Origin of the sequence: Wolbachia endosymbiont of Aedes aegypti, assembly GCF_021496215.1 — a bacterium.
In the GTDB taxonomy this organism is placed as follows: domain Bacteria; phylum Pseudomonadota; class Alphaproteobacteria; order Rickettsiales; family Anaplasmataceae; genus Wolbachia; species Wolbachia pipientis.
The window spans coordinates 888,460-914,610 of the sequence record NZ_CP090902.1; the positions used below are offsets into that span (position 1 = coordinate 888,460).

21 protein-coding genes and 8 pseudogenes are annotated in these 26,151 nt (G+C 34.8%); 10 read left to right on the forward strand and 19 right to left on the reverse strand.

The genetic code is table 11. The features are described 5' to 3' along the window. The 5 genes and pseudogenes from murE to L0Z58_RS04575 all read right to left on the reverse strand — a co-directional run bounded on the left by murE (position 1) and on the right by L0Z58_RS04575 (position 6,927). Positions 1-1,575 (reverse strand): UDP-N-acetylmuramoyl-L-alanyl-D-glutamate--2,6-diaminopimelate ligase, encoded by a 1,575-nt coding sequence (gene murE / locus L0Z58_RS04555; RefSeq protein WP_010962927.1) that lies wholly within the window; start codon positions 1,573-1,575, stop codon positions 1-3. Beyond that, positions 1,550-2,783, reverse strand: a pseudogene (metC, locus tag L0Z58_RS04560) (cystathionine beta-lyase). The gene murE and the pseudogene metC overlap by 26 nt, the downstream one beginning before the upstream one ends. Positions 2,784-2,790: 7 nt before the next feature. Beyond that, a complete protein-coding gene (locus L0Z58_RS04565) occupies positions 2,791-3,075 on the reverse strand; it encodes a BolA family protein (RefSeq protein ID WP_010962929.1) in 285 nt (94 codons plus the stop codon). A 79-nt stretch (positions 3,076-3,154) separates the two neighbouring features. After that, complete coding sequence (gene dnaK / locus L0Z58_RS04570; RefSeq protein WP_010962930.1) at positions 3,155-5,077, reverse strand: molecular chaperone DnaK; 1,923 nt, start codon at positions 5,075-5,077, stop codon at positions 3,155-3,157. A gap of 86 nt (positions 5,078-5,163) precedes the next feature. Next, positions 5,164-6,927, reverse strand: coding sequence for an Rne/Rng family ribonuclease (locus L0Z58_RS04575; RefSeq protein WP_010962931.1), 1,764 nt, complete (start codon positions 6,925-6,927; stop codon positions 5,164-5,166). A 149-nt stretch (positions 6,928-7,076) separates the two neighbouring features. On the opposite strand from L0Z58_RS04575, the gene rpmG reads away from it, so the two are divergent. Together rpmG and L0Z58_RS04585 are read left to right on the forward strand one after the other, a co-directional pair. Continuing rightward, on the forward strand, positions 7,077-7,277 hold the full coding sequence (rpmG, locus tag L0Z58_RS04580) for a 50S ribosomal protein L33 (RefSeq protein ID WP_010082633.1): 201 nt from the start codon (positions 7,077-7,079) through the stop codon (positions 7,275-7,277). A 25-nt stretch (positions 7,278-7,302) separates the two neighbouring features. Next, the gene (locus L0Z58_RS04585) at positions 7,303-7,578 is read left to right on the forward strand and encodes a helix-turn-helix domain-containing protein (protein ID WP_010962932.1); all 276 of its coding nucleotides are present in this window, start codon (positions 7,303-7,305) and stop codon (positions 7,576-7,578) included. Between the two features lie 188 nt (positions 7,579-7,766). On the opposite strand, the gene L0Z58_RS07085 is transcribed toward L0Z58_RS04585, so the two are convergent. Further along, on the reverse strand, positions 7,767-7,895 hold the full coding sequence (locus tag L0Z58_RS07085; RefSeq protein ID WP_264374075.1) for a hypothetical protein: 129 nt from the start codon (positions 7,893-7,895) through the stop codon (positions 7,767-7,769). Here L0Z58_RS07085 and L0Z58_RS07090 point away from each other — a divergent pair. From L0Z58_RS07090 to L0Z58_RS07095, 3 pseudogenes are all read left to right on the forward strand, one after another. After that, positions 7,887-8,129: pseudogene (locus L0Z58_RS07090) on the forward strand (transposase); the annotation flags it as partial. The gene L0Z58_RS07085 and the pseudogene L0Z58_RS07090 overlap by 9 nt on opposite strands. A 38-nt stretch (positions 8,130-8,167) precedes the next feature. Then, positions 8,168-9,000: pseudogene (locus L0Z58_RS04600) on the forward strand (IS5 family transposase). A gap of 23 nt (positions 9,001-9,023) precedes the next feature. Continuing rightward, positions 9,024-9,714: pseudogene (locus L0Z58_RS07095) on the forward strand (transposase); the annotation flags it as partial. Positions 9,715-9,938: 224 nt separating this feature from the next. Here L0Z58_RS07095 and L0Z58_RS04610 read toward each other — a convergent pair. Then, entirely contained in the window at positions 9,939-10,820 is an 882-nt protein-coding gene (locus tag L0Z58_RS04610) for a zinc ABC transporter substrate-binding protein (RefSeq protein WP_010962934.1), read from the reverse strand. On the opposite strand from L0Z58_RS04610, the gene L0Z58_RS04615 reads away from it, so the two are divergent. After that, positions 10,812-11,552 (forward strand): metal ABC transporter ATP-binding protein, encoded by a 741-nt coding sequence (locus L0Z58_RS04615; protein ID WP_022626380.1) that lies wholly within the window; start codon positions 10,812-10,814, stop codon positions 11,550-11,552. The two genes, L0Z58_RS04610 and L0Z58_RS04615, sit on opposite strands and share 9 nt — an antisense overlap. Next, positions 11,549-12,979: a 2-polyprenylphenol 6-hydroxylase gene (ubiB, locus tag L0Z58_RS04620; RefSeq protein WP_010962936.1), complete on the forward strand. Its 1,431-nt coding sequence runs from the start codon at positions 11,549-11,551 to the stop codon at positions 12,977-12,979. The genes L0Z58_RS04615 and ubiB overlap by 4 nt, the downstream gene beginning before the upstream one ends. 416 nt (positions 12,980-13,395) lie before the next feature. On the opposite strand, the gene L0Z58_RS04625 is transcribed toward ubiB, so the two are convergent. The 4 genes and pseudogenes from L0Z58_RS04625 to L0Z58_RS04640 form a co-directional block, all read right to left on the reverse strand. Further along, positions 13,396-13,731: a transposase gene (locus L0Z58_RS04625; protein ID WP_049973597.1), complete on the reverse strand. Its 336-nt coding sequence runs from the start codon at positions 13,729-13,731 to the stop codon at positions 13,396-13,398. Positions 13,732-13,898: 167 nt separating this feature from the next. Continuing rightward, complete coding sequence (locus L0Z58_RS04630; protein ID WP_022626382.1) at positions 13,899-14,246, reverse strand: IS630 transposase-related protein; 348 nt, start codon at positions 14,244-14,246, stop codon at positions 13,899-13,901. Positions 14,247-14,423: 177 nt separating this feature from the next. After that, positions 14,424-16,037: a hypothetical protein gene (locus L0Z58_RS04635; RefSeq protein WP_010962938.1), complete on the reverse strand. Its 1,614-nt coding sequence runs from the start codon at positions 16,035-16,037 to the stop codon at positions 14,424-14,426. A gap of 157 nt (positions 16,038-16,194) precedes the next feature. After that, a pseudogene (locus L0Z58_RS04640) lies at positions 16,195-16,602 on the reverse strand (IS4 family transposase); the annotation flags it as partial. Positions 16,603-16,818: 216 nt separating this feature from the next. Between L0Z58_RS04640 and L0Z58_RS04645 the strand changes: the two are divergent. After that, positions 16,819-17,750, forward strand: a pseudogene (locus tag L0Z58_RS04645) (IS110 family RNA-guided transposase). A gap of 193 nt (positions 17,751-17,943) precedes the next feature. Here the strand turns inward: L0Z58_RS04645 and L0Z58_RS04650 are convergent. Further along, positions 17,944-18,926, reverse strand: a pseudogene (locus L0Z58_RS04650) (IS4 family transposase); the annotation flags it as partial. A gap of 25 nt (positions 18,927-18,951) precedes the next feature. Then, complete coding sequence (locus L0Z58_RS04655) at positions 18,952-19,341, reverse strand: hypothetical protein (RefSeq protein WP_227738649.1); 390 nt, start codon at positions 19,339-19,341, stop codon at positions 18,952-18,954. On the opposite strand from L0Z58_RS04655, the pseudogene L0Z58_RS07100 reads away from it, so the two are divergent. Beyond that, a pseudogene (locus tag L0Z58_RS07100) lies at positions 19,237-20,087 on the forward strand (IS5 family transposase). The gene L0Z58_RS04655 and the pseudogene L0Z58_RS07100 sit on opposite strands and share 105 nt — an antisense overlap. 349 nt (positions 20,088-20,436) lie before the next feature. On the opposite strand, the gene L0Z58_RS04670 reads toward L0Z58_RS07100, so the two are convergent. The 4 genes from L0Z58_RS04670 to rlmB form a co-directional block, all read right to left on the reverse strand. Next, complete coding sequence (locus tag L0Z58_RS04670) at positions 20,437-21,414, reverse strand: quinone oxidoreductase family protein (RefSeq protein WP_010962941.1); 978 nt, start codon at positions 21,412-21,414, stop codon at positions 20,437-20,439. 170 nt (positions 21,415-21,584) lie between these two features. Then, entirely contained in the window at positions 21,585-22,121 is a 537-nt protein-coding gene (locus L0Z58_RS04675; RefSeq protein ID WP_010082343.1) for a cytochrome c oxidase assembly protein, read from the reverse strand. Beyond that, positions 22,122-22,844: a Bax inhibitor-1/YccA family protein gene (locus tag L0Z58_RS04680; protein WP_010962942.1), complete on the reverse strand. Its 723-nt coding sequence runs from the start codon at positions 22,842-22,844 to the stop codon at positions 22,122-22,124. It lies immediately after the preceding gene. 79 nt (positions 22,845-22,923) lie between these two features. Next, positions 22,924-23,688, reverse strand: a complete 765-nt coding sequence (gene rlmB, locus L0Z58_RS04685; RefSeq protein WP_010962943.1) for a 23S rRNA (guanosine(2251)-2'-O)-methyltransferase RlmB — start codon at positions 23,686-23,688, stop codon at positions 22,924-22,926. Between the two features lie 92 nt (positions 23,689-23,780). Here rlmB and L0Z58_RS04690 point away from each other — a divergent pair, with 92 nt between their 5' ends. After that, positions 23,781-24,281, forward strand: a complete 501-nt coding sequence (locus tag L0Z58_RS04690) for a Smr/MutS family protein (protein ID WP_010082340.1) — start codon at positions 23,781-23,783, stop codon at positions 24,279-24,281. 278 nt (positions 24,282-24,559) lie between these two features. Here the strand turns inward: L0Z58_RS04690 and L0Z58_RS06670 are convergent, their stop codons facing one another. Beyond that, a complete protein-coding gene (locus L0Z58_RS06670) occupies positions 24,560-24,691 on the reverse strand; it encodes a hypothetical protein (protein WP_010962944.1) in 132 nt (43 codons plus the stop codon). A gap of 402 nt (positions 24,692-25,093) precedes the next feature. Then, entirely contained in the window at positions 25,094-26,128 is a 1,035-nt protein-coding gene (locus tag L0Z58_RS04695) for an aspartate-semialdehyde dehydrogenase (RefSeq protein WP_010962945.1), read from the reverse strand. Positions 26,129-26,151: the final 23 nt, after the last annotated feature.

A 26,151-nucleotide genomic window follows, 5' to 3' on the forward strand; every position in this document is an offset into this window, starting at 1 on the left:
TCAAGATAAAACTTTACTTTTAATAACCTCAACATCACTAAACTCAAAGGTTTGATTCCCTATGATTTGAAATTTCTCATGTCCTTTTCCTGCAACCAGCAGAATCATACCCTCGTTATAGGCAATATCTATGCCTTTTTCTATGGCTTCTTTCCTGTCCCCTATCTCCAGTGCACTAGGACAATATAGCAAAATATCGTGGCGAATTTTTGCAGGATCTTCATCACGCGGATTGTCATCTGTGATTATTACTTTGTCTGCATACATTTGTGCTATTTTACCCATTTCTGAACGCTTCTTCCGATCACGATTGCCACCGCATCCAAAAACTAGGACTATTTTTTTGTTGAAGTGCCATTTTAAAGACAACAGGGCTTGTTTAAGCGCACTTGGAGTGTGTGCGTAATCCACGAATGCAAAAGGTTGAACTTTTTCCATTCTTCCTGGTGGAGAAACGAGTTTACCTATAGATATTTCTCTGTAATTCAGTCCAGACGAGGTAACTATACCAATTGCACACAACAGATTATATGCTTGAAATTGCCCCAAAACTGGAAAAAACATGTTATAAATTTCATCGCCAATTTTAATTGTAAGGTATTGACCATTAGGGGTTGGTGTTTGCTCTAATAAAGTAATATCAGAACCTGTTTTTCCATAGGTGATAACTTTGTTGCTGCGTTTTTCAGCTATTTTAAGCAATGCATGGTACTCATTTATATCCGCATTTAAAATTACTGTTTCTCCCTCTGGTAGTACCTCATAAAATAACCTTTTCTTAGCCTCAAAATACTCATCGATACTCTTATGATAGTCCAAATGATCTTGCGAGAAATTAGTAAAAGCTGCAGCAGTGAACCTAAGTCCATGAATTCTGTATTGGTCAATTCCATGGCTTGAAGCCTCTAATGCTAATTGTTCTACGTTCTTACTATTTATACCACATAATGTGGAATAAAGGTCATCTGCGCCTGGAGTGGTAAGATTATCGCTATTATCTTCTCTGTCATTATTGATGCATGTTCCAAGTGTTCCAATAGACGCAGCATTATAGCCAGAGTTTTGCCAGATCTGGCGGCAAAATTCTACTACTGAAGTTTTACCATTTGTACCAGTTACAGCAGCAACATATTTGGGCTGTTTGAATTGATAAAACCTGCTGACTATTTCTCTGTATATTTCTTGAGGGTTTGGGTGGTCAAGCACTGCAAAACTCGGAGTATTTGTCATGCAAGTAGCTGACACTGGAATCCAGTTTTTATTATGCAATTGCTTAGTGTGTTCATTTGCAATTAAATTTTCTGGATCCAAGTAGTCAAGCACTGGGATGACATCTTTTTTGGTTCCTTGTATGACAACGTCTACACAGTCGTGTGCGTGATACTGGGATTCAGTAGGAAAAATCTGGATACATGCTGGTTTTCTAGATTCCAGCGTCACGCGCTGGAATGACACCGCAGACACACAAACAAAAAGATAACCTTCCTTTACTCTATTGGGATTACATGTAACGCCCTTGATTTCAATATCAAAGTTAACATCAATAATGTTATGCAGTAATTCTCTCAGTTTCATCTGCCAGTTTTAGTGTTCAAACATGGCAACCTTGCTAGTGCAGCATTTAAATCAGAGATTAAATCTTCAGGATCTTCCAGTCCACAAAATATCCGTATAAAACTTCCACCATAATCTGAATTCATTACAGATCTTGACATAGATCTACGATCTATTGGTAATATCAAACTGTCGCATCCTCCCCAAGAAGCACCGATACCAAAAATTTTCATGTGATCAACCATGCAGCTTAGTTCTTCACATGAATATTCTCTATCTAGTGCTATACTGAATGTGCCGCTTGCTCCTTTGAAGTAACTTTTCCATAATTCGTGTTGAGGATGGAAGGGAAGTGCTGGATACAAAACTTTTTTGATTTTTGAATGTTTTTCTAGCCACTTTGCCACTTCCATTGCTGTATTTTGGTGCCTTTTCATACGTGTGTACAATGTTCTAAGTCCCCTATGTGCAAGGTAGCAGTCGTGCGATTGAATGGTTACCCCATAATTTTTATAGCTCTCATAAAGCAATTTAAAAATTTCACCTTCAGCAATAATAGCCCCCATCACTAAATCTGAGTGACCGGCTAGATACTTTGTCACCGCATATAGTGCAACATCAACTCCATAATCAAGCGGCTTAAATAACAAAGGAGTGGCCCATGAATTGTCACAAACGGTCACAATTTTATGTTCCTTAGCAACTTTTACTATATGCTCTATATTCGAAATCTCAAACGTTACAGAACCAGGAGTCTCGATCATTATCAATGAAGTATTACTCTGAATTAAATCAGTTATATCCTGTGTTGGATCATAAAAAGTTACTTCTGTTCCTCTTTTTGGTAGCTCATTTTCTGCAAACCTCCTAAGCCTATAATAACTATTATCTTGAATTAAAACGTGCGAGCCTGCTTTAGCGAAAGTTAGAATAGCAAAAGTAAGTGCAAATAGTCCGGAAGGATAAATAAGCGCTTGTCCACTCCCTTCAATTTCAGCCAGTGCATTTGAAAGATAATGAACAGTAGGAGTACCAACATTACTGTAGCTATAATCCCTTGCAACACCATCGTTGATTACATCGTATATACTTTCTCCATTTGCTGCATTTAAGTAGTCCTTGTAAGTAGGGAATAATATGGTAGAAGAATGATAAACTGGCGGGTTCATGGAACCTTTATAGTCATTAAATTTTCTTCCTGCTTTAACTAATATAGACTCTTCCTTCACATTTTTATTATTTATTTTTTAAATTGTACTCATCTTGCGTATACAAGTGAAGAGAAATTGCATGTATTAGCTCTATCTCACCCTTCAATAACTCATAAATCAACTTGTGTCTTTTTAGAACGCTCATTCCAATAAAGCCGTCAGATATTAATATTAATTTAATGTGCGAAGGTAATGTTGAAGATGAAGCAAAATAATGATCAGCATGCTTTGCTGATTCATCGATAATGTTGATATCAATTACATCTATCGAATCGCGTATCTTTTCTTCTATTGCCTTAATAATGTCCATAATGGTTTCTTTAAGCAACAATATGCTCCTCCTGTCATCTCAGTGTCAGCTACTCGGATGACAGGAAAAGTGATCACAATTATTTATTCTCTTCTTTATTATCTATGTCTTGATAATCAGAATCTACTACTTTTTCCTCTTTATCATTTGGATTTCCTTCTGATGAAAAGCCATTTTCAGCACTATTTTGTTGAGATGTTTGATACATAGCTTCTCCAAGTTTCATAGATAATTGAGAAAGATTAGTAACTTTCTGCTGTATTGAATCAGCGTCATCAATGTTATCAGATTTACTAACTTCTTTTAATTCGTTAACTGCATTTTCAATAGCAGATCTATCTTCTGGTGAAACTTTATCACCATACTCTGTCAGAGACTTTTCTGTAGAATGGACTAAGCTATCCGCTTGATTCTTCACTTCAATAAACTTTTTGCGCTTTTCATCTTCTTGCGCTTTTTCTTCAGCTTCTTTTACCATGCGATTTATTTCATTATCAGATAAACCACCTGAAGATTGAATGCGTATTTTTTGCTCTTTTCCAGTAGCTTTATCTTTTGCAGAAACGTGTGCTATTCCATTTGCATCTATATCAAATGTCACTTCAATTTGTGGCCTTCCGCGCGGAGCAGGAGGTATCCCTTCCAAACTAAACTGACCGAGTAGCTTATTATCAACTGCCAGTTTTCTTTCACCCTGATGCACCTTAATTGTAACAGCTGTTTGGTTATCTTCTGCAGTTGAAAACACCTGAGATTTTTTAGTAGGAATTGTAGTATTACGCTCAATAAGTGGAGTGAATACTCCTCCTAGAGTTTCAATACCAAGAGAAAGTGGGGTTACATCAAGTAGTAACACATCTCTTACATCACCTTGAATGATCCCCGCCTGTATTGCAGCTCCAATTGCTACAACTTCATCAGGGTTAACTCCTCTATGTGGATCTTTGCCAAAGAATTCTTTAACTTTCTCTATGACTTTTGGCATACGAGTCATGCCACCAACAAGAACCACTTCGCCAATTTGACTAGCAGATAAACCAGCATCCTCAAGAGCTTTTTTACAAGGAGCCATAGTTCTTTCGATTAAATCATTCACTAAGCTTTCAAGTTTTGCTCTCGTTAATTTCATATTTAAGTGTTTTGGACCACTTGCATCAGCTGTAATAAACGGTAGATTTATTTCCGTTTCCATTGCACTTGATAATTCAATTTTCGCTTTTTCAGCAGCTTCTTTGATTCTTTGCATAGCCATTGGATCATTTTTCAAATCAATGCCATTACTTTTCTTGAATTCATCTAGTAAATAACTCACTACTCCATTATCAAAGTCTTCACCTCCAAGATGGGTATCACCGTTTGTTGCTTTCACTTCGAAAACTCCATCACCTATTTCAAGTATTGAAACGTCAAATGTACCACCACCAAGGTCATATACTACTATTGTGTGCCCATGTTTCTTATCAAGACCATAAGCAAGTGCTGCAGCAGTCGGTTCATTTACTATTCTGAGTACATTTAATCCGGCAATTTTTCCTGCATCTTTTGTTGCTTGACGTTGAGAGTCGTTGAAATATGCTGGCACTGTTATCACAGCATCTTTTACTTCCTCTCCAAGATAAGCTTCTGCTGCCTCTTTCATGTTTTGTAGTATAAATGCACCAATTTGACTAGGAGAATATTCTTTATTATCAGTTGTTTTAACCCATGCATCACCACTTTTTGCTGCAAATACTTTGTATGGTACACTTAGATTTTTCATCTCAGGATCACTATATTGACGGCCTATTAATCTCTTAGTAGCAAAAAAGGTATTACTTGCATTGGTGGTTGCTTGCCTTTTTGCTGGAGCACCAATCAACCTTTCTCCTGAAGAAGTCAATGCAACTATAGATGGAGTAGTTCTTGCCCCTTCTTTATTTTCTATTACCTTTGTATCCTTGCCCTGCATTATTGCAACACAAGAATTTGTTGTTCCGAGATCTATGCCTATTGCTCTTCCCATAATGAGTACCCCATTGTAAATATTATCTGATATAAGAATATATAAGTATAGGGCTCATTAATTACAAGCCCAATTTAGGTTTCTAATTAGTTATTAGAACTTAAAAGGCGCGAAAGCCACTTAGTCAGCCAAAAATTGCCTCGTAGTTTATTTGAATTATCAGCTTCTTCATTGCTGCTATCCCCAATTTGGTATCCAGAGTTCTGTAATGGCTTATAACCGTTTAAATTAACATCATCTCCTTGTTTTAAAACAAATGTATTTACATCTAAACTGTTATCAATACTAACGTTCAATGTAATATTAAACTCTTTTTCGATTGTAGAAACTGTATTGCGTTTGTTATTAAAAATGTGCGCTATAACTGCACTGTGTGCTACTAAATCAAAAGACTTATTTCGATTCTTGTTAGCAATATGTTGTAAATCCCTTAGTATTGATGAAACAATTACTTCGTTTGATTTTACTCTTCCAGTACCTTTGCAGTGTAAACACTCTGTAGTATTAATTTCTTGTATGTTTGGTTTAATTCTTTGCCTTGAAAATACCATTAAACCAAAGTCATTTATGTAGCTAAATTGAACTTTAGCTTTATCATCTTTAAACGCTTGCTTTATAGCAGACTCAACAGCTCTGCAATACTGATATTTCAACATATCAATAAAATCGACTACTATTAATCCTGATAGGCCCCTAAGATTCACCTGTCTTGATATTTCAGGTACTGCTTCCATGTTGGTTCTATAAGCTGTTTCTTCTATGCTATCTTCTCCTGTCATCTTTCCTGAATTTACGTCTATTGAAACAAACGCCTCAGTTAAAGTTATTATCAAAGACCCACCAGATGGCAATTCTACTCTATTGCTATATAACTCAGAAATTTGATCTTCGATTCCGTAGTAAGTAAAGATCGGAGCATAACCTCTATACAATCTATAGCACAACTTACTACCTTTTAGTGCATTGTTAGCATATTGCCTAACTGCCTCAAAAGCTTCCTTTCCAGACACTATAACTTCTATACCATCGCTACAAAAATCACGAACAGATCTCATAATTACATCTGCTTCATTGTAAATTAATGATGGAACGTTTACAGAGAAGGCATTTTTTTGAATGCTCTGCCATAATGAGGATAAGTAATTGTAATCCTGCTCAATTTCTTTCTTATTTTTTCCTGAACCAACAGTTCTTACTATTAAACCTGATCTTTTTGGCAAGTTTATTGAACTCAGTATCTCCTTTAACTGCTTTCTGACATTAGCATCTTCAATTCTGCGGGACACTCCACCTTTGCTCATGGAATTTGGCATGAAAACACAGTATCTACCCACTAAAGTTATGTATGTTGTAAATGAAGCTCCTTTATTGCCTCGTTCCTCTTTAGTTAGCTGGACCAATACTTTTTGATTTACTGAAATAACATCTTGTAATTTGTATTTTTTATATAAAGGTACCTCTCTTACAAAACCACTACCTGATCCGTTGACATTCTTACTAGCTGCAGAATCTGAAGAAACATTTGCTGAGGCTTCTTCTATACAATCGTCATTTGAGTAGCCCTCAAAGATAGTTTCCTTTTCTTTTTCTGGAATGTTGAAGTAATCTAGAGATATCTCGGAAAAAGACAAAAAACCTTGCTTATTTTTCCCATATTCAATAAATACGGCTTGCAAAGAAGGCTCTATACGCTTTATATAAGCAACGTATATATTACCTCTTAATTGTTTTTTTTCCTTGAATTCTTGTTCAAATTCTACAACCTTGTTATTAATTGACAAGGCAACTCTTACCTCATTAGAACAGATAGAATTTTCTATCAATAATACCCTTTTACCACTATTTGTCACTTATTTACCGTTTGCTTTTTATTCTGAAGTTAACTTTATGCTACTTAATGCACTGTTGATTGTCAAGGATTTTGCAATCTGCATTATTCGATTGACTTTTAGTATTTTGCGTAATAAACTCGCATAGAATTTATTATATCATTATAAATATGGCGAAAAAAAATGCTTCTTTGCTCGTTAAGTTAGTCAGCACTGCAATCAAGATAACAAAAACTGGTGAAGAAAAATCAACTGGCTATTTTTATGTAAAAAAGCGTAATCCAAAAAAGCTCACCAAAAAACTGGAGTTTAGGAAGTATGACCCAGTAGTCAGAAGGCATGTGTTATTTAAAGAAGAAAAACTAAAGTAATTTTTTTATAAGGAATTTTATTATTATGCAAAACTTACAATTAAGTTATCCTATAATAGTAGAGTTGGGGGATGTGAAAGATACAAAACTGAAATTAATAAAGGTCATTGCACAATTAATAAGTAAGAAGTACACAACACAGAAAAAAGCAGCAAACACTCTAAAGATTGATCAACCTAAAGTATCTCAAATCAATAGGTCAAAAATCGAAGGGTTCTCCTTAGAATACTTGCTTAACTTATTGATTGTATTGGGCCAAGACATCAACATAAGAATAAAGCATAATTCTAAACCTGCATAATATGGTATCCGTTCAGCGGAGTGGCAAAATAAGGTAGACAAGATAAATCAATCTCGGTGTCAAGCACTGGGATGACAAGGTATAAACCTTATCGTCATGCCGCCGCGAACCGTCATACCGCGATTCATTCGCGGTATCTCTAGATCCCGCTAACAAGTAGCGGGATGACGGTTATCAGGCCAGCACCCCTACGATGTCATCCCAGTGCTTGACACTGGGATGGCTTTGTTGCATCGCTCAAGTGAAAAGAACTGGCAGTTACTGACAAAATTCATTATAAATAGCCATTTAACTGTTGAAGAAAAAATATGCCACAAAAAATGAGAGTCAGTAACTGCCATGAATATAGCAAATTTCTCCAAGAAAGAGGAAGCATTTTTTGTTATATCAATGACGCCATAGAAAATTGGTACGAGAATTGTCCAAAAATGCAGGGCGGCAACTATATTTATAGTGATAAAGTTGTGATTTTGGTGCATATAATCGTCAGTTTCTTTAGAATTGGTTTAAGACAAACAGTCGGGTTTATAGAGGTTGTCCGGAAACAAGTAAAAGGCTATAATATCTGAAATTTTAGTACGGGGTAAAGATGAGAAAAAAGTATCCAACAGATCTAAGCGAAAGGGAATGGTCAAGAATAGAAAAACACTTCAGAGTATCATACAAGAAAGGAGGAAGGCCGCCAAAGTATAGCAAAAGAGAAATATTAGAAGCAATTTTCTATGTATTGCGTACAGGGTGTCAATGGCGGTATTTACCAAATGATTTTCCGCTATGGAAGACTGTGTATGAGCAGTTCAGGCAATGGAAGAAGCAGGGAATTTTTGAGAAAATGAATTATGAAATTACAAAATATAGTAGAAGAAAAATAGGAAGGAATGAGCAGCCGAGTGCCTGTATAGTAGATAGTCAATCTGTAAAGACTACAGAAAAGGGGGGATCAAAGGCTATGATGGAAGTAAAAAAGTAAAGGGTAGAAAAAGGCATATAATTACAGACACTCAGGGTTTTATACTAGGTTGTTACGTAGGCGCTGCTAACGAAAATGATAGAGATGGTATTAAAATAGCATTAAACAATATGAGAACAAAATATACTAAAGTTAAAAAAATGTGGGCTGACATGGGATACCAAGGAAGAAATTTAAAGAATCACATAAAGGAAGAATATGACATAGATATTGAAATTGTTAAAAGGCCTCCATGTAGATTTTGGGTGCACAAAGATACGCCACCTGAGCTACTACCAACAAGAGAACAAGGGTTTAAAGTACAGCCAAGAAGATGGGTTGTAGAAAGGACTTTTGCTTGGGTTAATAGGAATAGAAGGCTATCGAAGGAGTATGATTTACTCACAACATCCACTGAGAATTTCATATACCTAGCTATGAGTAGGGTTATGTTAAAGAGGGAATATGCTTGAATTTACTAGTTTCCGGACAACCTCTAAAAGGGTATTTGCAACAAATAGGAAGAGATTTGCAGCTATTCACAAGCATCAAAAGAAACTTAATATTAAGATAAATGATTGCAGAAAATAATATGGAAGATATCGAAATTGCTATAGACAGTACAGGAATTAGTATATACAACAACACACAGCAAGGAAAATAGCACTGACAGAAAATATCGTGGCTATGAGCAAACGAGAAAATTGCACGTAATGTTGAATATAAACAACAAAAAAGCCATAGCTGTAAAATACAGTAACGGCTGATCACTATGGAGCTTGTGATTTGCTAAAAGAAGTTGATTTTCAGCATGCCATAAAAGTACTATATGCAGATAGAGCATGTGATAGGCACAAGTTTTATAAGTTGTGTAACGAATATGATATAAAGACAAAAATTCCACCAATAAACAATGCGGCAGAACATCCAGAAATAGATTATATGTCTGACAGGAATGCTGCTATTAGGTTAATAAAATTATACGGTGAAGATGGCATGAAAGAATGGAAAAAAGAAGTAAATTATGGGAAAAGATCTTATATTGAAGGGTTTTTCTCAAGATTAAAGCAAATATTCGGATTTAGTTTTAGGAATAAATCTGAGATAAATCGAGAAAAAGAACTAAATGCTATTTGCTTAATAAATTCACTGATATTGGTATGGCTAAATTTGAGATAGTTACATGAATTTACCATAAATCACCATCTCATAAAGTGTGATGCAACAAAGCCCACTGGGATCCAGGAATTTTATTAAGTTAGTAAGCATAAAAGCAGCCATTTTATGTTAAAATACAACGTTTTGATGATTATGAAAAAGCTGGATTCCAGACTGGAATGACACCATTTGTTGTAAACTCACTTCTTCTTGATTTGTAGAACAATAAAACAGTAAGCTAAAAGGGAACTTATTACTCAACAAAACAAGACTTAAAATTTTGTGCAATGCTATTGATTATAGCTAGATATGCATCTTTTCCAGGCTCTATGTCTGATCCAATAGGATCAAGAACTACCATTTTTGCGTCATTAGAAAGGGCGTTAGGCTTTATGCTATCTTCCTGTGAATGAGCAAATATACATTTAACGTTTTCTTCCTTCATTATCTTTTTTAGCTTCATTAAACTCTTCATACCTATGTAAGAATCCTCTTCTATGGAAAGAATAGCGCTTGGATGATTTAGACCGAAATATTTTTCAAAATATTGATAAGCATCATGAGTAACGATGTATTTTTGATTTTTAAAATCATTCAGTTCTTTCATGATTTCTTTTACTTCTTGGTCTATTTTTTTTATAGCTTTTGTTGCATTAGAACTGTATCGATGGGAATTTCCTTTATCTATGTCAGACAATGTTGCACTTATAGAAAGTATCATGCTCTTTGCATTTTCGGGACTCAGCCACATGTGTAAATCTTTTTCATCTTGAATGTGAGTGATTTTTCTAGAAAATGAATGTGGCCGAGTAGGAAGTAGGTTGATTGCCTTTGACAATTGCACTAGTTCTTTATTATTTTTGGCGAAAGTTTGAACAAACGTCTCTAAGTTATCGTCAACATAAAATATAACGTCACTTGATTCTAAATTACTCGCATCAGATGGCTTTAATATATAATTATGTGCAGATGTTGCATAGCCAAGCAATTCCGGTTCTAAAATCCCTTCTGTAACAGAAGCTACAAGTGAGTGGATAGGTTTGATTGTAGCTACAACTTTTAAATTGGATGAAAAGGCAATATTATAGTATAGTGTAAGTGAAAGTAATAGAAAAAAAGCCAGTAAATGTCTCATATAAACGTTGAGAAGAAGTTAAATTTTGTCAATAAATTGAATAATGTCAATAATCGTGTTCTAAAAATAGAAAATCTTGCTCTCGCATATGATGGTAAAAGAATCCTTGACAATATCAATATGTTCATGGAAAGAGGAGACATAATTACAATACTTGGTCCAAATGGTGGAGGTAAAACCTCTTTAGTGAAAGCAATTGCTGGTATAAATAAAAATTATACTGGAAATATTGTGTTAGCTGAGAACACAAAAATTAGCTACATGCCGCAAAATTTTAGTATTAGTAATTTGATGCCAATAACAGTTGAATATTTTCTTTTAAATAGCTCCTTTAAAAGACTAAAGAAAAATCAATCCATTATTACAGAAACGATAGAGTTGGCTGGTATCGGTAACATTTTGAAAAATCAAGTGTTAGAAATTTCTGCAGGGCAAACACAATTATTACTGCTTGCACGTTGTTTAATTGCAGAGCCTGACTTGATCATTCTAGATGAACCAGTTAGTGCAATGGATATTAACGCGCGGGCTAAATTTTATGATATTATAAATAAAATAGCAAAAAAACGATTGGTATCGATTCTTATGACTTCTCATGATCTTAACTCTGCTCTACCATCCTCAGATTACATAATTTGTATAAATAATACTATCTATTGCCAAGGCAAGCCTGATGAGATTATGAAAAATAGAACCCTAAATGAAATATTTAGCAGTTACGCAGCGAAATGATTCAAAATATTTTGCGTCTTCTGCACATAATTACGGTGCTGACGCGTTACAATATATTACCTTATTTACTTCCACCATCAAAAAAATCAATAAATAAAATACAAGGCCATAAGCTAAAGTGTGCTCTTGAAAAATTAGGTCCGGTGTTCATTAAGTTTGGGCAGTCTATCTCATCACGTACTGATGTTTTAAATGAGGATATAACAAATAACTTGTTATTGATATGTGATAGATTGCCATCATTTTCACATAAAATAGCAGTTAAAACTATAGAAAGTGAGTTTAATTGTAAATTGAGCGACATTTTTTCAAGCTTTTCTGAAAAGCCAATTGCAGCAGCATCGATTTCTCAGGTGCATAGAGCGGTTACAACTGAGGGTAAGGAAGTTGCTGTGAAGGTTTTAAGGCCAAATATTGAGAAAACATTCTCAAGGGATATAAAAATGCTTTCTTGGCTTGCAGAAATTGCAGAAAAATTTAGCGAACAATCAAAAAGGCTGAGGCCAATTGAATTAGTCAAAACTTTTGCTGAAATTTGCCGATTAGAGTTAGATCTACGTTTTGAAGCTGCTCACTCTTCGGAACTAAAGGAAAACACAAAAAATGACAGAGGTTTTTACGTACCTGAAATAGATTGGAATAGAACTTCGAAAAAGGTTTTAACATTAGAATGGATAGAAGCAACGCCAATATACGAAGTTGAAAAACTGAATAATCGTAAGCAAATAGCTATCAATCTTATAGAATCGTTTTGCAATCAAGTATACAGGGATTGTTTTTTTCATGCTGATATGCATCCTGGAAATCTAATGGTTGATAGTAATAACAATATTATTGCCCTGGATTGTGGAATCATGGGTAGAATAGATCGTGAGACATGCTATTACGTTATAGAGATACTCAAAGGCTTTTTAAATCGGGATTATGATCACGTTGCAAAAATGCACTTTAGGGCTGGTTATGTTTCATCACAGCATAGAAATTTTGTCACAGCTTGCAGGGCAATAGGTGAACCCATTATTGGGCAGCCTATACAGAAGATTTCATTTGCTAGTTTACTTGCTCAGCTATTAAAAATAACTGGTGATTTTGATATGAAAGTTCAAACACAATTGTTATTGCTGCAGAAAACTATGATTTTACTGGAAGGGACATGTAGAAAGATCTACTCAGAAATCAATATGTGGAAAGTAGTTGAAGCGTGGATAAGCAGTCAACATGAAAATAAAATAGGGTATAGGGAAAAAATTAGAAGTTCTTATCCTGTAAAAACAATCCAAGGGATATTTAGCCTTATAGAAAAATTAAACCTAATAGCTGATAAAAAATTAGAAAACATCCAAATTAAAAATAAATCAAATGGAAAAGTCTATTTTTTATTGTGGTTTGTAATTATAATTCTAATCGTTAAACTTTTAATTTCTTAAACTATGGGAAAAAACTGCGTCAAATCCAATTTTTATTCAACTTAATTTTTAATCTGCAGGAGCCGAGTTGAGAATGTCCAATTTTCCACTTTCTTTATGTATCTGTTCAGCAGAGTGGCAAAATAAGGTAGACGAGAAAAGACAACTATAGGAACAAATGGGTGTCATGCCAGTGCGTGACACTGGCCTCTTGTTTCAATGTTAAACAAAATACCATAGAATTCAAAAAGACAATTCCTAGAAAATTTCTACATCCAAAAAAGGCATAAGTTATGTTAATGCTGTTTGAATGAGATGATATAAAGATAAGCCAAATTTTTACAAAGAAAACATTTCAAGCAGCAAGACACCTTTGATTGAAAGAGAGCACCAAATTTATGGGGTGAGTAACTGCGCTATTTCAACTATAGTATTTTCTAAAACGAATGATAAACGTCTAAAATGGTATTACCAACTAAAAGGTGTAAGTCTGTACATTGATGCATTAGAGGTCTGAGGCAACTTTTGATGGTGTGCCAACAATGCTCTATCGGATTTAGATCAGGTGAATATGTTGGAAGATAAAGCAAATGACAGCCAAAAGACTCTATTAATGACTTTGTTTTGGGAGTTTTATGGAATGTAGCATTATCCATAACTATGGTTGTATCACGCTGTAATTGTGGAAGTAATCTTCGCTCTAACCATACATTAAATATATCTTTATTACACCCTCCTGTGAAGGTCATTGGTGCAATAAACTTCTCATCCACCTATTATACTCACTCTTTCCCGCTTTTTTCCTGGAACATCAGCATATATTTTTTCTCCTCTTGGAGCTCGTGCATATTCTCGGTATAGTCTATTATCAACTCCTGCTTCATCTATATATAAAATGCTACAGTGGTCTATTTTTGAGACTTTATCGATAAATTGCTGCCTATCTTCTTGATTGCGCTCTTGATAGAATGTGACTTTTTTTAAAGGTTATTTTTAGCTGTCTTAATCTATACCAAATTGCACTTATCCCAAAGCCAAGGTTTTGTTTCATTTCTGCTAGTGTGTGATCTGGGTGTTTTTTGACATATTCTTTGAGTATTTCTGGATCTATTTTTCGAATAAAACCAGTACTTTTTACCGCTTTGAGACCTTGGCCAGTAGCTTTCTTTTTTAGCCATCTATATAGTGTTGCTATCCCTATCTCAAAAACCTCTGCAACTTCAACCTTTGACTTTCCTTTTTCTACCAAAGACACTGCTTTTTCCCTTAAATCTACACTATATACCATCGCTTTCCCTACTTTAAAAAAACATATTATACCTTTATCATTCGCTTTTGAAAATACTATAGTTAGCGGAATGACGGTTTTTCAAATTGTCGGTAAATCTAAGTCAGTTTAGCTATAATTTCCTAAATTTGCTCACAATCTCTTGACTTGACACATATGTTTTTTTCCCAAATGTTACTATCTTCCTCCTTTTCCTTTCTCAATTTGTGCAACCATTTCCTTTACATTTGCATGCGTGAGAAGGGAATTTTTGCTGACATGAGATTTTGGATCAGATTTTGCTGTTACGTGTTTCGTTGCAGATCTTTTATTCTCTGTTAGAAATGAATGAGATTGTTTTTTCTTCACACCGATATCCGCTTGTGCTGCTGGAGTGGTTTTGCTTTCAGCAAGCTGTACATTAGCATTTCCTTTTGCTTGATTTTGCTCAAATTTTTCTTTTAATGCCTTTACTTTACTGCCCATCTCGCGATTAGCTCCTCCTTTCATAGTAGCTGCTGCTACTTTTGGTATCGCCTTACCAGCAGCTTTTTGTGCTGATTTCCTATTGTCTTGATTTTCAGATTTTAGTGGTACTCTTTCAGCTGATTTTTTAAGAATTACTCCTACTACTTTTGGCTCTGTGCTTACTTTTTGATTAGCACGGCTTAGATTTTTAGGCTTTGGCGGTACTGCAGGTTTATCTTTGATTACCACTTTCGATTCTTGTCTAACTTCTTGACCAGTAGTAAACATTTTTTTTGGCACTTGCGGTGGTTTTGGTGGTACGAGGGATTGAGGTTGTTGTTTCTGCTTACGTTCTCTTTTTGCTTCTATATGTTCTTTAGGAACTGTTGCATAAATTGGCTCTTCTTTGGGCGATTTTGAACTCTGCGAATTTTCTATTAAAATTTTACTCTTCTTCTCTTGATAATTTGATATCTCTTTGTATACAGACTCTTCATTTAATGAACTTCCATAGCCTGAATCTTCTCTCTGCTCATATAAAGGATTTTCCTTTTGCTTTTTCTCTTGATAATTTGATATGTCTTCATATTCAGACCCCTGATCTAATGAACTTTCATAGCCTGAATCCTCAGAAGGATTTTCCTTAGCATCAGGCATACTAAAACTATTAGCTCCTTTTAGTAAAGAAGATGTAGACTTTGCCTTGCTTTCTCCATCTGAGGATATTTCTGATTTAAAGCGTACCTTCCTCGAATCTGGAGCAGCCGGAGGTGCTGTTGTTGGTCGCTTTATTTGCCTCATGCGATTACCACCTAATTTTTCTTTCGGCTGTTCTTCTTTTCGCAGCTCAAAAGTACCTTCCTTTTGCTTTCTACCTTCCAAACTCACTTCGTGTGATCTATCTTTTCCTTGACTCTTTTCACTTTGTTCTAAATTTAAAGAATCTTTTAAAATATTATTTTTTCTGAAATCTTTTTCTAATTGTTCCAAGAGATCAATTTTTTTTAAAATTCTTGTATACTTAGCTGCTGTTTCTAAAGTGAAACTTGACAACTCATCATTTACAAAATTACTTATACTACTGTTCTTGGTTGGAAAATTTTTTCCCAAAATTCTATTCATTAATGTTTTAAAAAGACCTAATGGCTGTTCTACATAATTGTTCAAGTCAGTATATATAACAAACTCAGCTATACCTTTTGCCTCACCTGTAAAACCTTCTAATGCATGAGATAAATCCCTTAACGTTTTGTTATATTGTTTCTCTGCATTTCCTAGCTTTACAGCTTTGATCAGAGAATCGAGATTTTTTTTATAGTTCTCACTTTTAAATGGATTATTCATACTAATTACAGCTCATTATTTATTAAAATATAGATCTAAAATATTAAGATCTAGTAAATATTACTTTTGTAATTCATGTAGAACTATAGCTATAATAAGTAAGATTTCCCTACGTCATACCGCCGCGGTATCTCCAGATCCCCCTAACAACTTACTATTACCCACAAATATAAAGTTCGTGAGCAAGTCGCCATCCTTCTGCTAAATCAAAGAGACGTTTATATCCTTTCCAAAGAGTAATTGGTCCTGGTTTTGGGTCATTTTTTCTTGCTAAATGGCCTCCAAGTTCATGAAACAGCTTCTTTTATGTTGGGAACTACACTTGGACATGGTTTTCTGTGTATTTTAACGTATAAAACTTTCCATTCTTCTTCAGCTAATAAGGTAGTACATGGTAATGTTGGGTTAGCTCTTGCAATTGATGTAATAAAGAAGATCCTCCAAGCAATAATACTCATAACTGTTAGATATCTCATTAGTCTTTCTGCTATTCCAAGCCTACATTCTTCAACTTTGAGACCGGATTTAAAATTTTATGTAATATCTCTATTTTCCATCTAAGGCAATTGTAAGTTAAAAACGTGATATAAAAAAGATAAGAGAGAAAGATAACCCTGCTCACTAGGAATAGCGGGCGTGCGCGACCGAAAGGAAATTGGTATTACAACCGTTGGTATCAAGGTACGCTAGCCCTATCTCTCGATACGTTTGAATAGTTGCTTGGGACATATATATGCACCCGTTTACAATCTTAAATTAACTAAAACTATCGAGGTTTATTATGGTTACATCTTATCAAAATTTTATTGGCATTGACATCGGAAAATTTAAAAATATCGTTGCAATTCACAAACAGAAGAATGCTGTCAAATTTGATAATAATGCTTCTGGTTGGCAACAATTATTTCAAGAGTTTTCAGATATTCTACCTAATGCTTTAGTGACTTTAGAAAATACAGGGAAATATGAGCTTGGCTTATCACATTTTCTTACCGACAAAAATATTGCCGTGCATCGAGCTAATACTCGTAAAGTAAAAAGCTTTATTTTATCTCACGGAACTTTAGCAAAGTCTAGATGCAAGAGCTCTTGCTCAATATGGATTTGAACGCCATAGAACTATCTCTCTATTTGTACCTACCTCTACAGAACAATCAACTTTGGCTGCACTTTGTCAACGTCGTGATGATATTACGCAAATGAGAACTCAAGAAAAATGCAGACTTGAAGCACCGGAAAATGATCATATAAAAGAAAGCTGTCAAAAGACCATTGAGTTTTTCGATAGTCAAATAAACGAACTCAATGATACTATACAAAAGATTATTGATGAAAGCCGCGAATTACAACAACGCCAAAAAATTCTTAAAACAGTTCCTGGAAAAGTTATCACAAGATTTTTTGTGTTTAATGCCAGAGCTTGGTTACTTAAATAGAAAAGAAGTAGCAAGTCTTGCCGGAGTTGCACCGCATCCAAAAGAAAGTGGTAAAGCTGTTGGTTACCGAAGGATTACAGGTGGTAGAAGTAACGTTCGTTCAAAGCTCTTTACAGCCGCTATGGCTGCTACAAGGTCAAAATCTATACTTGGCGCCTTTTATTCTAAGCTTGTTGAAAGTGGTAAGAAGAAGATGGTGGCTATAACAGCCCTAATGCGTAAAATTATAGTAATTGCTAATACAAGACTTAAAGAAGCAATTAATTTGCATACTTAAAAATCTTCACAACGGTAACTGAAATTGGCTAATGAATATGTGCGTCCACACAGACTTAAAGCACATATTCATTAGCTTAAGCAGAAATTGCTGTGGTAGCTGTTTGATATAAAATTCTATTTCTATGACAAACGGGTTTTTATTGCCCATATAATTTGCAAAATTACACAAATAAAAAAATTTTTAAAAAACATAGTTGATACCAACTAATTTTTTCAACACCTTCATCGAAAGTATTAACTGAAAGATTCGTTAATAGCATCCATTCTAGCGGTTTTTTTTAAGGGAAGGGGAGTTTTCTCAACAACATAAACTGCATAAAGTGGTAATTTAGGTAGTTCTTCCGTCTTATGCCTAATATTATTCTTAGATGGATTCATCATAAACTTTCCAAATCTAACTTCCAAACGTGCTGTTCTTTTTGGCTTATTATCTTTTACAGGAACTTCAACTTCTACCGTACCTGCACAATGAGAGGATTTAATAAATGCCCATAACTTCTGCTCACCTTTTTCAGGATATCGAGATTTTCTATTTACTGCTCTATCTCTGCATGCTCTAACTAGCACTGCCGAATTAAGATTATGTGCAAGCTCAAAAAAGTCATATATATCTGCTTCTCTATCGCATACAGTTATAGTCTCAGTTTGAGTTGGATCAATAATATTATTTGTTTTTCTTAAAGTTTCCAACCACTTTACGCTTTCTTTATCTTCAATGCGATCGCTCTTTTTTTTAAGGTTCTCAGTTTCTTCAGGTCTTGAATAAGCTTTTTGATCTAGTATCCCTAGTACCAAACCTTCTATACTAACGGCAAGAGCTGTATGCATTATAATACCTTTTGCAGTATCATAACTGGACAAATTTGCTAATCCGCTTGTTTTTTTATGGTTATTATATACAATGTAACTGGTATCTTGAATGACAAGAACCCTCTTGTGAGCTTTTGTTCTCTCAACCGTCTTATTAATATGTGTAGCTAAAATATCACTTTCTTTTACATTCTCATTTTGAAAAAAACGTTATGCTGTTTTTGCTTCTGACCAACTTTCACATGCTTGATTAATCTAACTTTCAGGTAATTTTGTCAAACATATCAGCAATCTTTACTAATCGCTCAGTTAACCTTTTATCTCCAAATTCATTTTTAGCCCATTCACTACTTTTACTTGCCATTTTACACCCTCAATATTTGCAAACTTTAATATTGTAATATTTTACTTTTTAGTCCATTTATATTTGTGGGTAATAGTAAGGAATGACACCGTCTTGGATGGAAACCAGTGTCAGCTACTTTCATGACACCATCACAAGGTGAAACTGGATCCCAGTGGGCTTTGTTGCATCGCTCAAGCGAAAAGAACTGGCAGTTACTGACAAAATTCATTATAAATAGCCATTTAACTGTTGAAGAAAAAATATGCCACAAAAAATGAGAGTCAGTAACTGCCATGAATATAGCAAATTTCTCCAAGAAAGAGGAAGCATTTTTTGTTATATCAATGACGCCATAGAAAATTGGTACGAGAATTGTCCAAAAATGCAGGGCGGCAACTATATTTATAGTGATAAAGTTGTGATTTTGGTGCATATAATCGTCAGTTTCTTTAGAATTGGTTTAAGACAAACAGTCGGGTTTATAAAAGGGTATTTGCAACAAATAGGAAGAGATTTGCAGCTATTCACAAGCATCAAAAGAAACTTAATATTAAGATAAATGATTGCAGAAAATAATATGGAAGATATCGAAATTGCTATAGACAGTACAGGAATTAGTATATACAACAACACACAGCAAGGAAAATAGCACTGACAGAAAATATCGTGGCTATGAGCAAACGAGAAAATTGCACGTAATGTTGAATATAAACAACAAAAAAGCCATAGCTGTAAAATACAGTAACGGCTGATCACTATGGAGCTTGTGATTTGCTAAAAGAAGTCGATTTTCAGTATGTCATAAAAGTACTATATGCAGATAGGGCATATGACAGAGAAAAGCTCTATAAGCTGTGTAATCAATATGGTATAAAAACGAAAATTCCTCCGAAAAACAACGCAGCAGAGCATCCAAAGTTAGACTATATGGCTGAGAGAAATTCTGCAGTCAAGCTCATAAAGTCATATGATGAAGATGGTATAAAGAAGTGGAAAAAAGAGATGAGTTATGGAAAAAGATCTTATATAGAAAGTTTTTTCTCGCAACTGAAACAAACATTCGGGTTTAGTTTTAGGAATAAATCTGAGACAAATAGAGAGAAGGAACTACTTGTTAAATGCTATTTGCTCAATAAGTTCACTGATATTGGTATGGCTAAATTTGAGATAGCTTCATAAATTTATTGTGCGTTACCTACTATCCGAAGAGCGATGCAACAAAGCCATCCCAGTGTCAGCTACTTGGATGACAAGAAAGGGAGCACTGGAATGACAGGAGAAGGGGGGCTACTACCGTCATAAAGGAACCAGTGTCAGTTACTCGGATGATACCTTTTTCTACTTAATTTGGGTTATGCAAGAAGTCTATTCGCGGTATAGATTCCGCTAACACGTAGCGGGATGACGGTTGTCGGTAAATCTAAGTCAGTTTAGCTATATGCTTTTAATTCCCCCAAAAGGAGAATTAAATATGTGAAGTTCTAGTTGATATGACTTAATGAATGGTTAGTTTAAATTACTAATTTATTTAAGAGATTTTGATAATATTTAACCCACTCGCTTTTCTATTTTCCATATCACGATGTGCTTGAATTATTTCATCAAATTTATATTTTTTATTGATCCGTACAGTTAAAAGTTTTTTTCTTATCATCTCGAAGATTTCCATTGTGGTAAGCACTAATGTGAATCTATCATGCTTATAATGGTATATTGAGGTTCCAGTTGCAAATAACGAACGTGAACTAAGTAAAGAAAAACTAATAGGAGCGTTACCTGATATCTGCCCATAGGAAACGTATATGCCGAACCTGCCTAAAGATTCAAAAGAAAGCTTGCTTGTAGCGTAACCTATAGGGTCATACACTGCACCTACTCTTCTGTTTTGCGTAATCTCCATAACTTTAGAAACGAAGTCTTTATCATTGTAGTTTATTGCGTATGTGCAGCCACTTTGTAAAGCTATCTTCATTTTTTCATCAGAGCTTACAGAACCTATCACTACACCTTTTTTATCCTTTGCCCATTGGCATATTATTTGTCCTAAACCACCATTAGCCCCATGAACTAGCACGAAAGCACCAGGCCTAACTTTATAAGATTGATTAACTAAATAGTGAGCTGTCATACCTTTAAACAGCACTGCAGCAGCAACTTCATCAGATATGTCATCTGGAATTTTTATCAGATATTTCTGGTGTATAATGCGCTTTTCACAATATGCCCCTGGAGGAGCTGTGCAATATCCAACTCTGTCTCCAACCTTCAATCCATCACTGATTTTTTTACCAAGCTTTTCAATAACTCCCACTGCTTCTACCCCAAGCACTGATGGTAAATTTTTAATTTTGCGCGTACCTTTTCTGTGCTCTAAATCATAACGATTTAAGCCGATAGTTGTGTGACGTACTAAAACTTCCTCGCCTTTTGGCTCACCTATACTCTTATCTACAAATTCTAATACTTCTGGTCCCCCAGTTTTTTTAATTTGTATAGCTCTAACCATGATGAATATTAAGATAAAAACTTTGATTATGTTATCTAACAATTAATATTTTGCAAAGTTATTGTTTTCACAATCAATAGACTTCTTGCGTTACCTCCTGTCATTCCAGTGTCAGCTACTTGGATGACACCCTATTGATTACTGAAATGACACGGTTTGCAAACATTCTGTTACTTAAGCTTAAAGAACGTGTATGATAGTGTTATTTCGCCCAAATCTTTTGTATTACTATCAAGCATTATCTCAGGATCTATATAGAAAGATACGGGCATAGCTGCTTTTTGTTTTGGTAGCAACATTTGCTCTTCAAAACAAAAGCATGCAACTTTATTGAAATACTTACCTGCTTTGAAAGGCGTAACATTATACACCGCCATACCAAATGAAGGCTGATCAGATAGATTTTTTGCGTAATAAAACGCTAAACTTTGTTCTCCTATGTTTACGTCAACGTAGTTAGTTTCTGATTTAAACTCCCAAGGTAGATCGGACATTATATCAGCATTGAAATGGACCCTGATCTTTTGGTTAGTTATATTTGTTGTTGTGTTAGTTACTTTTCTTATTGTGCCACCATACCCAGTAGCTTTACAGAAAATGCTATATAGAGGTACCGATGCATATGCAAGACATATCATCGACACAACTAAAGATACTAAAAAGAAAACTATAGAATTCTTACTGCCTTTCCTTAAAAAGGAAAACATCTAATCCCTATTGTTGAACAAGTTAAGTAACCTGAGTAGATTGAGAAATATATTAATAAAGTCAAAATAAAGATTAGTTGCACCGAGTATTGCCAATTTAGTAGTAGCAACTTCTGATCCGTCATTATGTTTATAATAAACGTCCTTGATTCTTTGAGCATCATACGCAGTCATTAAGGTAAAGACTATTACTGATATGAACGATATTGCAAAGTGGAGAGGACTACTTCCAAGAAATAAATTTACTATAGACGCAATGATTAACCCCCAAACTCCCATAATCAAGAAAGAGCCCATACTTGTAAGATCTCTTTTTGTAGTATTGCCATATAAAGCCATAGAGCCAAACATGATTGATGTAATGAAAAACGCCCTTGCTATATTTTCTGCAGTATAAACTATAAAAACATAAGATAAGGAAAGCCCCATTAACACTGAGAACGAGAAAAATATAGTAACGGCAGACTGAGCACTTAGGTGTTGAATTCTATAAGACATGTAGAACACCAATGCAACCGGAGATAACATTACCACAAGCGATAGAACGGGATTAGAATAAATTACTTGAAAAAGACCAGAAAATACTGTTAAAAATGCAACAAGCCCTGTGACGCCCAAAGCTAAAGCCATGTAATTATATACTTTAGTTAGGTAACTTCTAAGCCCAGCACTATAATAAACGCCTTGAGAGCGAATATCCTGTTCATTTCTCATATAAGACATAATATAACTCCTTTTATCCATTACTTAACACATTATAATATAAAACCATATTTTTATCAAGTGTTTTTATTATAAACAGCTATGCGCTGGCATTTGTTTTAATATAAATAGAATATAGGCCTATTGCTGCTGCGTTTGAAACATTTAAACTGTTAATTGCATTTGACATTGGGATTTTTAAAAGATAATCACAATTTTCTTTAACTAACCTCCGCATTCCTTTCTCTTCAGAACCAAAAATAATTACTCTTTTTTTCTCAAAACTCTTTATTTCATCTATATTTTCTTTAGCATTGCAATCAAACCCGTAACACCAGTAGCCGACCTTTTTTAAATACTGCATAGTTTTTACTATATTTGTAACGTATATTAGCGGAACAATATCTAAAGCCCCACTTGCTGCTTTTGCAATAGATGCATTTTCACTCGGTGAATGGTTATGTGGTAAAACCAATGCGTCGACATTAAAACAAGCTGAAGTTCTTAAAATTGATCCAATATTGTGCGTGTCAGTGACTTGATCTAAAATGACTATAGTAGAACTGTCGTTTGAGCTTTCAGCTACTTCTTCGATGCTTAAGTTATAAAGAATAGGGGCAGCATTTAAAGCAATTCCTTGATGGTTAGCACCTTTGGGTAAAACGTCATTAAGTATTTTGTTTTCTACTAATCGAACTTTAATGCCCTTACTATTTGCATATTGCTTAATTTCTTTTTCGTGTTCTCTATAGAAATTTTCTGTTACTAACAGTTCTATACACCGCCTATTTTTATTCTTCAGTGCTGACATGCAGGTGTGCTTTCCATACAGCCAAAAATTCTCATTAGTTTTTGACGATTTCATCGTATTATTGAAAATCGGGTTTTTATAGAATAAGCAACATTTTACTATGTTTGAATATTGTTGTAAAATTATACAATTCGATTAATGCGTTTATGTCGGACGATGAGTTGGATTGGCAAAAAAATGTTAAGCCAATAAAATGTGGAAAAGTTACTTTGAAAGTTGATCATAAAGTAAATATAAAGTCTATGGTTGATAAAGGTACCTCCGACTTACAAGGGAATTTTCTTAATACCAATAATAGTAACTCATCATTTTGTCTTGACCAAAACACAAAATCAAAAGTTGATAGGGGTAAATATTTTATAAGCGATAAGCTCGATTTGCATGGCTATAATATAGAGGATGCTTACTGTAAATTGATAGATTTTATTATCAAAAATTATCGAGCAGGAAATAGATGTTTATTGGTAATTACGGGATACGGCAGTGCAACAAACAAAACAGACACTATAAAGAGTAACTTAAATAAATGGTTAAATGACACTAAAATCCAGCATATGGTTCTATACTACCAACAAGCTACGAAAAAACATGGTGGTAAAGGGGCTTTTTATGTTTTATTAAGAAGGAATAAAAACCTTGAGTCCTGATACTTAAAATTCCTTTTAAGCCTTAATTTTTCTTGTATAACCATACAGTGTTCGGCAGCGCGTGACGCACAACTGTGCGAACATTGTGATTTGGGTCTACCAGGAAGGATGTCTCCCAGTACCTCTTTTCCCGTCATCCCGCTACGTGTTAGCGGGATCTCATTTCACTTTATGAGGGTGTCATCCGAATAGCTTGACTACTTGGATCCAGATTGGATACTGAGTTGGTGAGTATAAAAGTATAGCTTCTACGTCATACCGCCGCGGTATCTCAGCCGCTAACAAATAGCGGGGTGACGAGTTACTATACCGCTGCGAACCGTCATACCGCGATTTATTCCATAGCTGTACGAACATTCATTTTTGAAGGTAAACTGCACAGCAAATGGTGTCATTCCAGTGCTTGACACTGGAATCCAGCCGGCTTTGTTGCATCGCTAGCTATGATGGATTAAAGATAAAAAAGGTGGAGAATATCAGTAGCTTATTATTCTGGTATTTATAACAAGAACGGTCAGTGAATACCTAAATTTGAGTAAAAGAAATTTCACTACCACTCACTAATCCGGCTAAAATTCAAGAATTTCAATGCTTTAGCTATTTTCAATAGAATTAAATTTATTAATATAAATAACAAGTTACTATTCTTAAATTTGATCAGATTGATTGCAAAAAAAACAAGATTTTCAATAAGTTGCTTATAATCCTAATTATAGTTAGCCTTTCATAAGTAGCGATGCAACAAAGCCATTCCAGCGTCACGCGCTGCCATGTGATATACAATTTCCTTCGAATTACAACGTACGTGCGCTCTATATGCACTTGATTGACAAATGCTCTCTTATCAAAATCTCAAGAATCTGCACTATATTTAATGCTGCGCCTTTGCGCAGGTTGTCAGCCACTATCCACATATTTAATCCGTGCTCAACAGTATTGTCTCTTCTAATACGCGATACATATACAGCATTCTCCTGTACAACATCAATTTGAGTTATGTATTCACTATCTTCACGCCTGTTGTACACTAAAACTCCACTATCTTCGGCTTCACTTAGCACTTCACGAGCTTGTTCTTCAGTGATATGTTGATCAAATTCCACATTTACTGCCATAGCGTGACCGATAAAGACGGGTACCCTTACACAAGTTGCAGTAACTTTTATATCTTCCTCTAAAATTTTTTTTGTCTCCTCTTGCATTTTCCATTCCTCTTCTGTAGAGCCATTTTCCATGAATTCTCCTACATGGGGAATGCAATTGAATGCTATTTGCTTAGAGAATATCTTGGGTTTTTTAGCTTCGTTCATAAAGATTTTTTTTGTCTGGTCATAGAGCTCATCCATTGCTGCTTTGCCTGCACCAGAAGTTGATTGATAAGTTGAAGCAACGATTCTCTTTATTTTTGCTTTTTGGTGTAATAGATGTAGTACTAGCAGCATCTGTATTGTAGTACAGTTTGGATTGGATATTATGTTGTGGTTTTTATATTCCATAATTTTTTCTTTATTAATCTCTGGAATAATGAGTGGCACACCCTCTTTCATTCTAAAATGGGAACTGTTATCTATCACGATGCATCCAGCCTGTGTTGCAATTGGTACATACTCTTCAGAAACATGAGATCCAGCACAGAAAATGGCTACATTAGTTCCAACGAAGTCATAATCCTCAAGGCATAAAACTGTTAACTCTTTGTCACCAAAGCTCACCTTCTTCCCTTCTGATTTTTTCGATGCAAGTGCAATAACGCAATCTATCGCCTCATCTTGAAATTCAGCAAGCGTGCTTAATACCTCACGCCCTACTCTTCCGGTTGCTCCAATAACAGCAATTTTGTATCTCATATAGATGAACCTCTAATTTTAAA

Excerpts from the sequence above, each read along its gene's own strand:
- L0Z58_RS04675 (WP_010082343.1), bottom strand. The coding sequence starts at position 22,121 with ATGTTTTCCTTTTTAAGGAAAGGCAGTAAGAATTCTATAGTTTTCTTT.
- rpmG (WP_010082633.1), top strand. The coding sequence starts at position 7,077 with ATGGCGAAAAAAAATGCTTCTTTGCTCGTTAAGTTAGTCAGCACTGCA.
- dnaK (WP_010962930.1), bottom strand. The coding sequence starts at position 5,077 with ATGGGAAGAGCAATAGGCATAGATCTCGGAACAACAAATTCTTGTGTT.
- L0Z58_RS04670 (WP_010962941.1), bottom strand. The coding sequence starts at position 21,414 with ATGGTTAGAGCTATACAAATTAAAAAAACTGGGGGACCAGAAGTATTA.
- rlmB (WP_010962943.1), bottom strand. The coding sequence starts at position 23,688 with ATGAAATCGTCAAAAACTAATGAGAATTTTTGGCTGTATGGAAAGCAC.
- L0Z58_RS04615 (WP_022626380.1), top strand. The coding sequence starts at position 10,812 with ATGTCTCATATAAACGTTGAGAAGAAGTTAAATTTTGTCAATAAATTG.
- L0Z58_RS04690 (WP_010082340.1), top strand. The coding sequence starts at position 23,781 with ATGTCGGACGATGAGTTGGATTGGCAAAAAAATGTTAAGCCAATAAAA.
- ubiB (WP_010962936.1), top strand. The coding sequence starts at position 11,549 with ATGATTCAAAATATTTTGCGTCTTCTGCACATAATTACGGTGCTGACG.
- L0Z58_RS04630 (WP_022626382.1), bottom strand. The coding sequence starts at position 14,246 with ATGGTATATAGTGTAGATTTAAGGGAAAAAGCAGTGTCTTTGGTAGAA.
- L0Z58_RS04655 (WP_227738649.1), bottom strand. The coding sequence starts at position 19,341 with ATGCACCAAAATCACAACTTTATCACTATAAATATAGTTGCCGCCCTG.
- L0Z58_RS04695 (WP_010962945.1), bottom strand. The coding sequence starts at position 26,128 with ATGAGATACAAAATTGCTGTTATTGGAGCAACCGGAAGAGTAGGGCGT.
- L0Z58_RS04635 (WP_010962938.1), bottom strand. The coding sequence starts at position 16,037 with ATGAATAATCCATTTAAAAGTGAGAACTATAAAAAAAATCTCGATTCT.
- murE (WP_010962927.1), bottom strand. The coding sequence starts at position 1,575 with ATGAAACTGAGAGAATTACTGCATAACATTATTGATGTTAACTTTGAT.
- L0Z58_RS04565 (WP_010962929.1), bottom strand. The coding sequence starts at position 3,075 with ATGGACATTATTAAGGCAATAGAAGAAAAGATACGCGATTCGATAGAT.
- L0Z58_RS04585 (WP_010962932.1), top strand. The coding sequence starts at position 7,303 with ATGCAAAACTTACAATTAAGTTATCCTATAATAGTAGAGTTGGGGGAT.
- L0Z58_RS04610 (WP_010962934.1), bottom strand. The coding sequence starts at position 10,820 with ATGAGACATTTACTGGCTTTTTTTCTATTACTTTCACTTACACTATAC.
- L0Z58_RS04680 (WP_010962942.1), bottom strand. The coding sequence starts at position 22,844 with ATGTCTTATATGAGAAATGAACAGGATATTCGCTCTCAAGGCGTTTAT.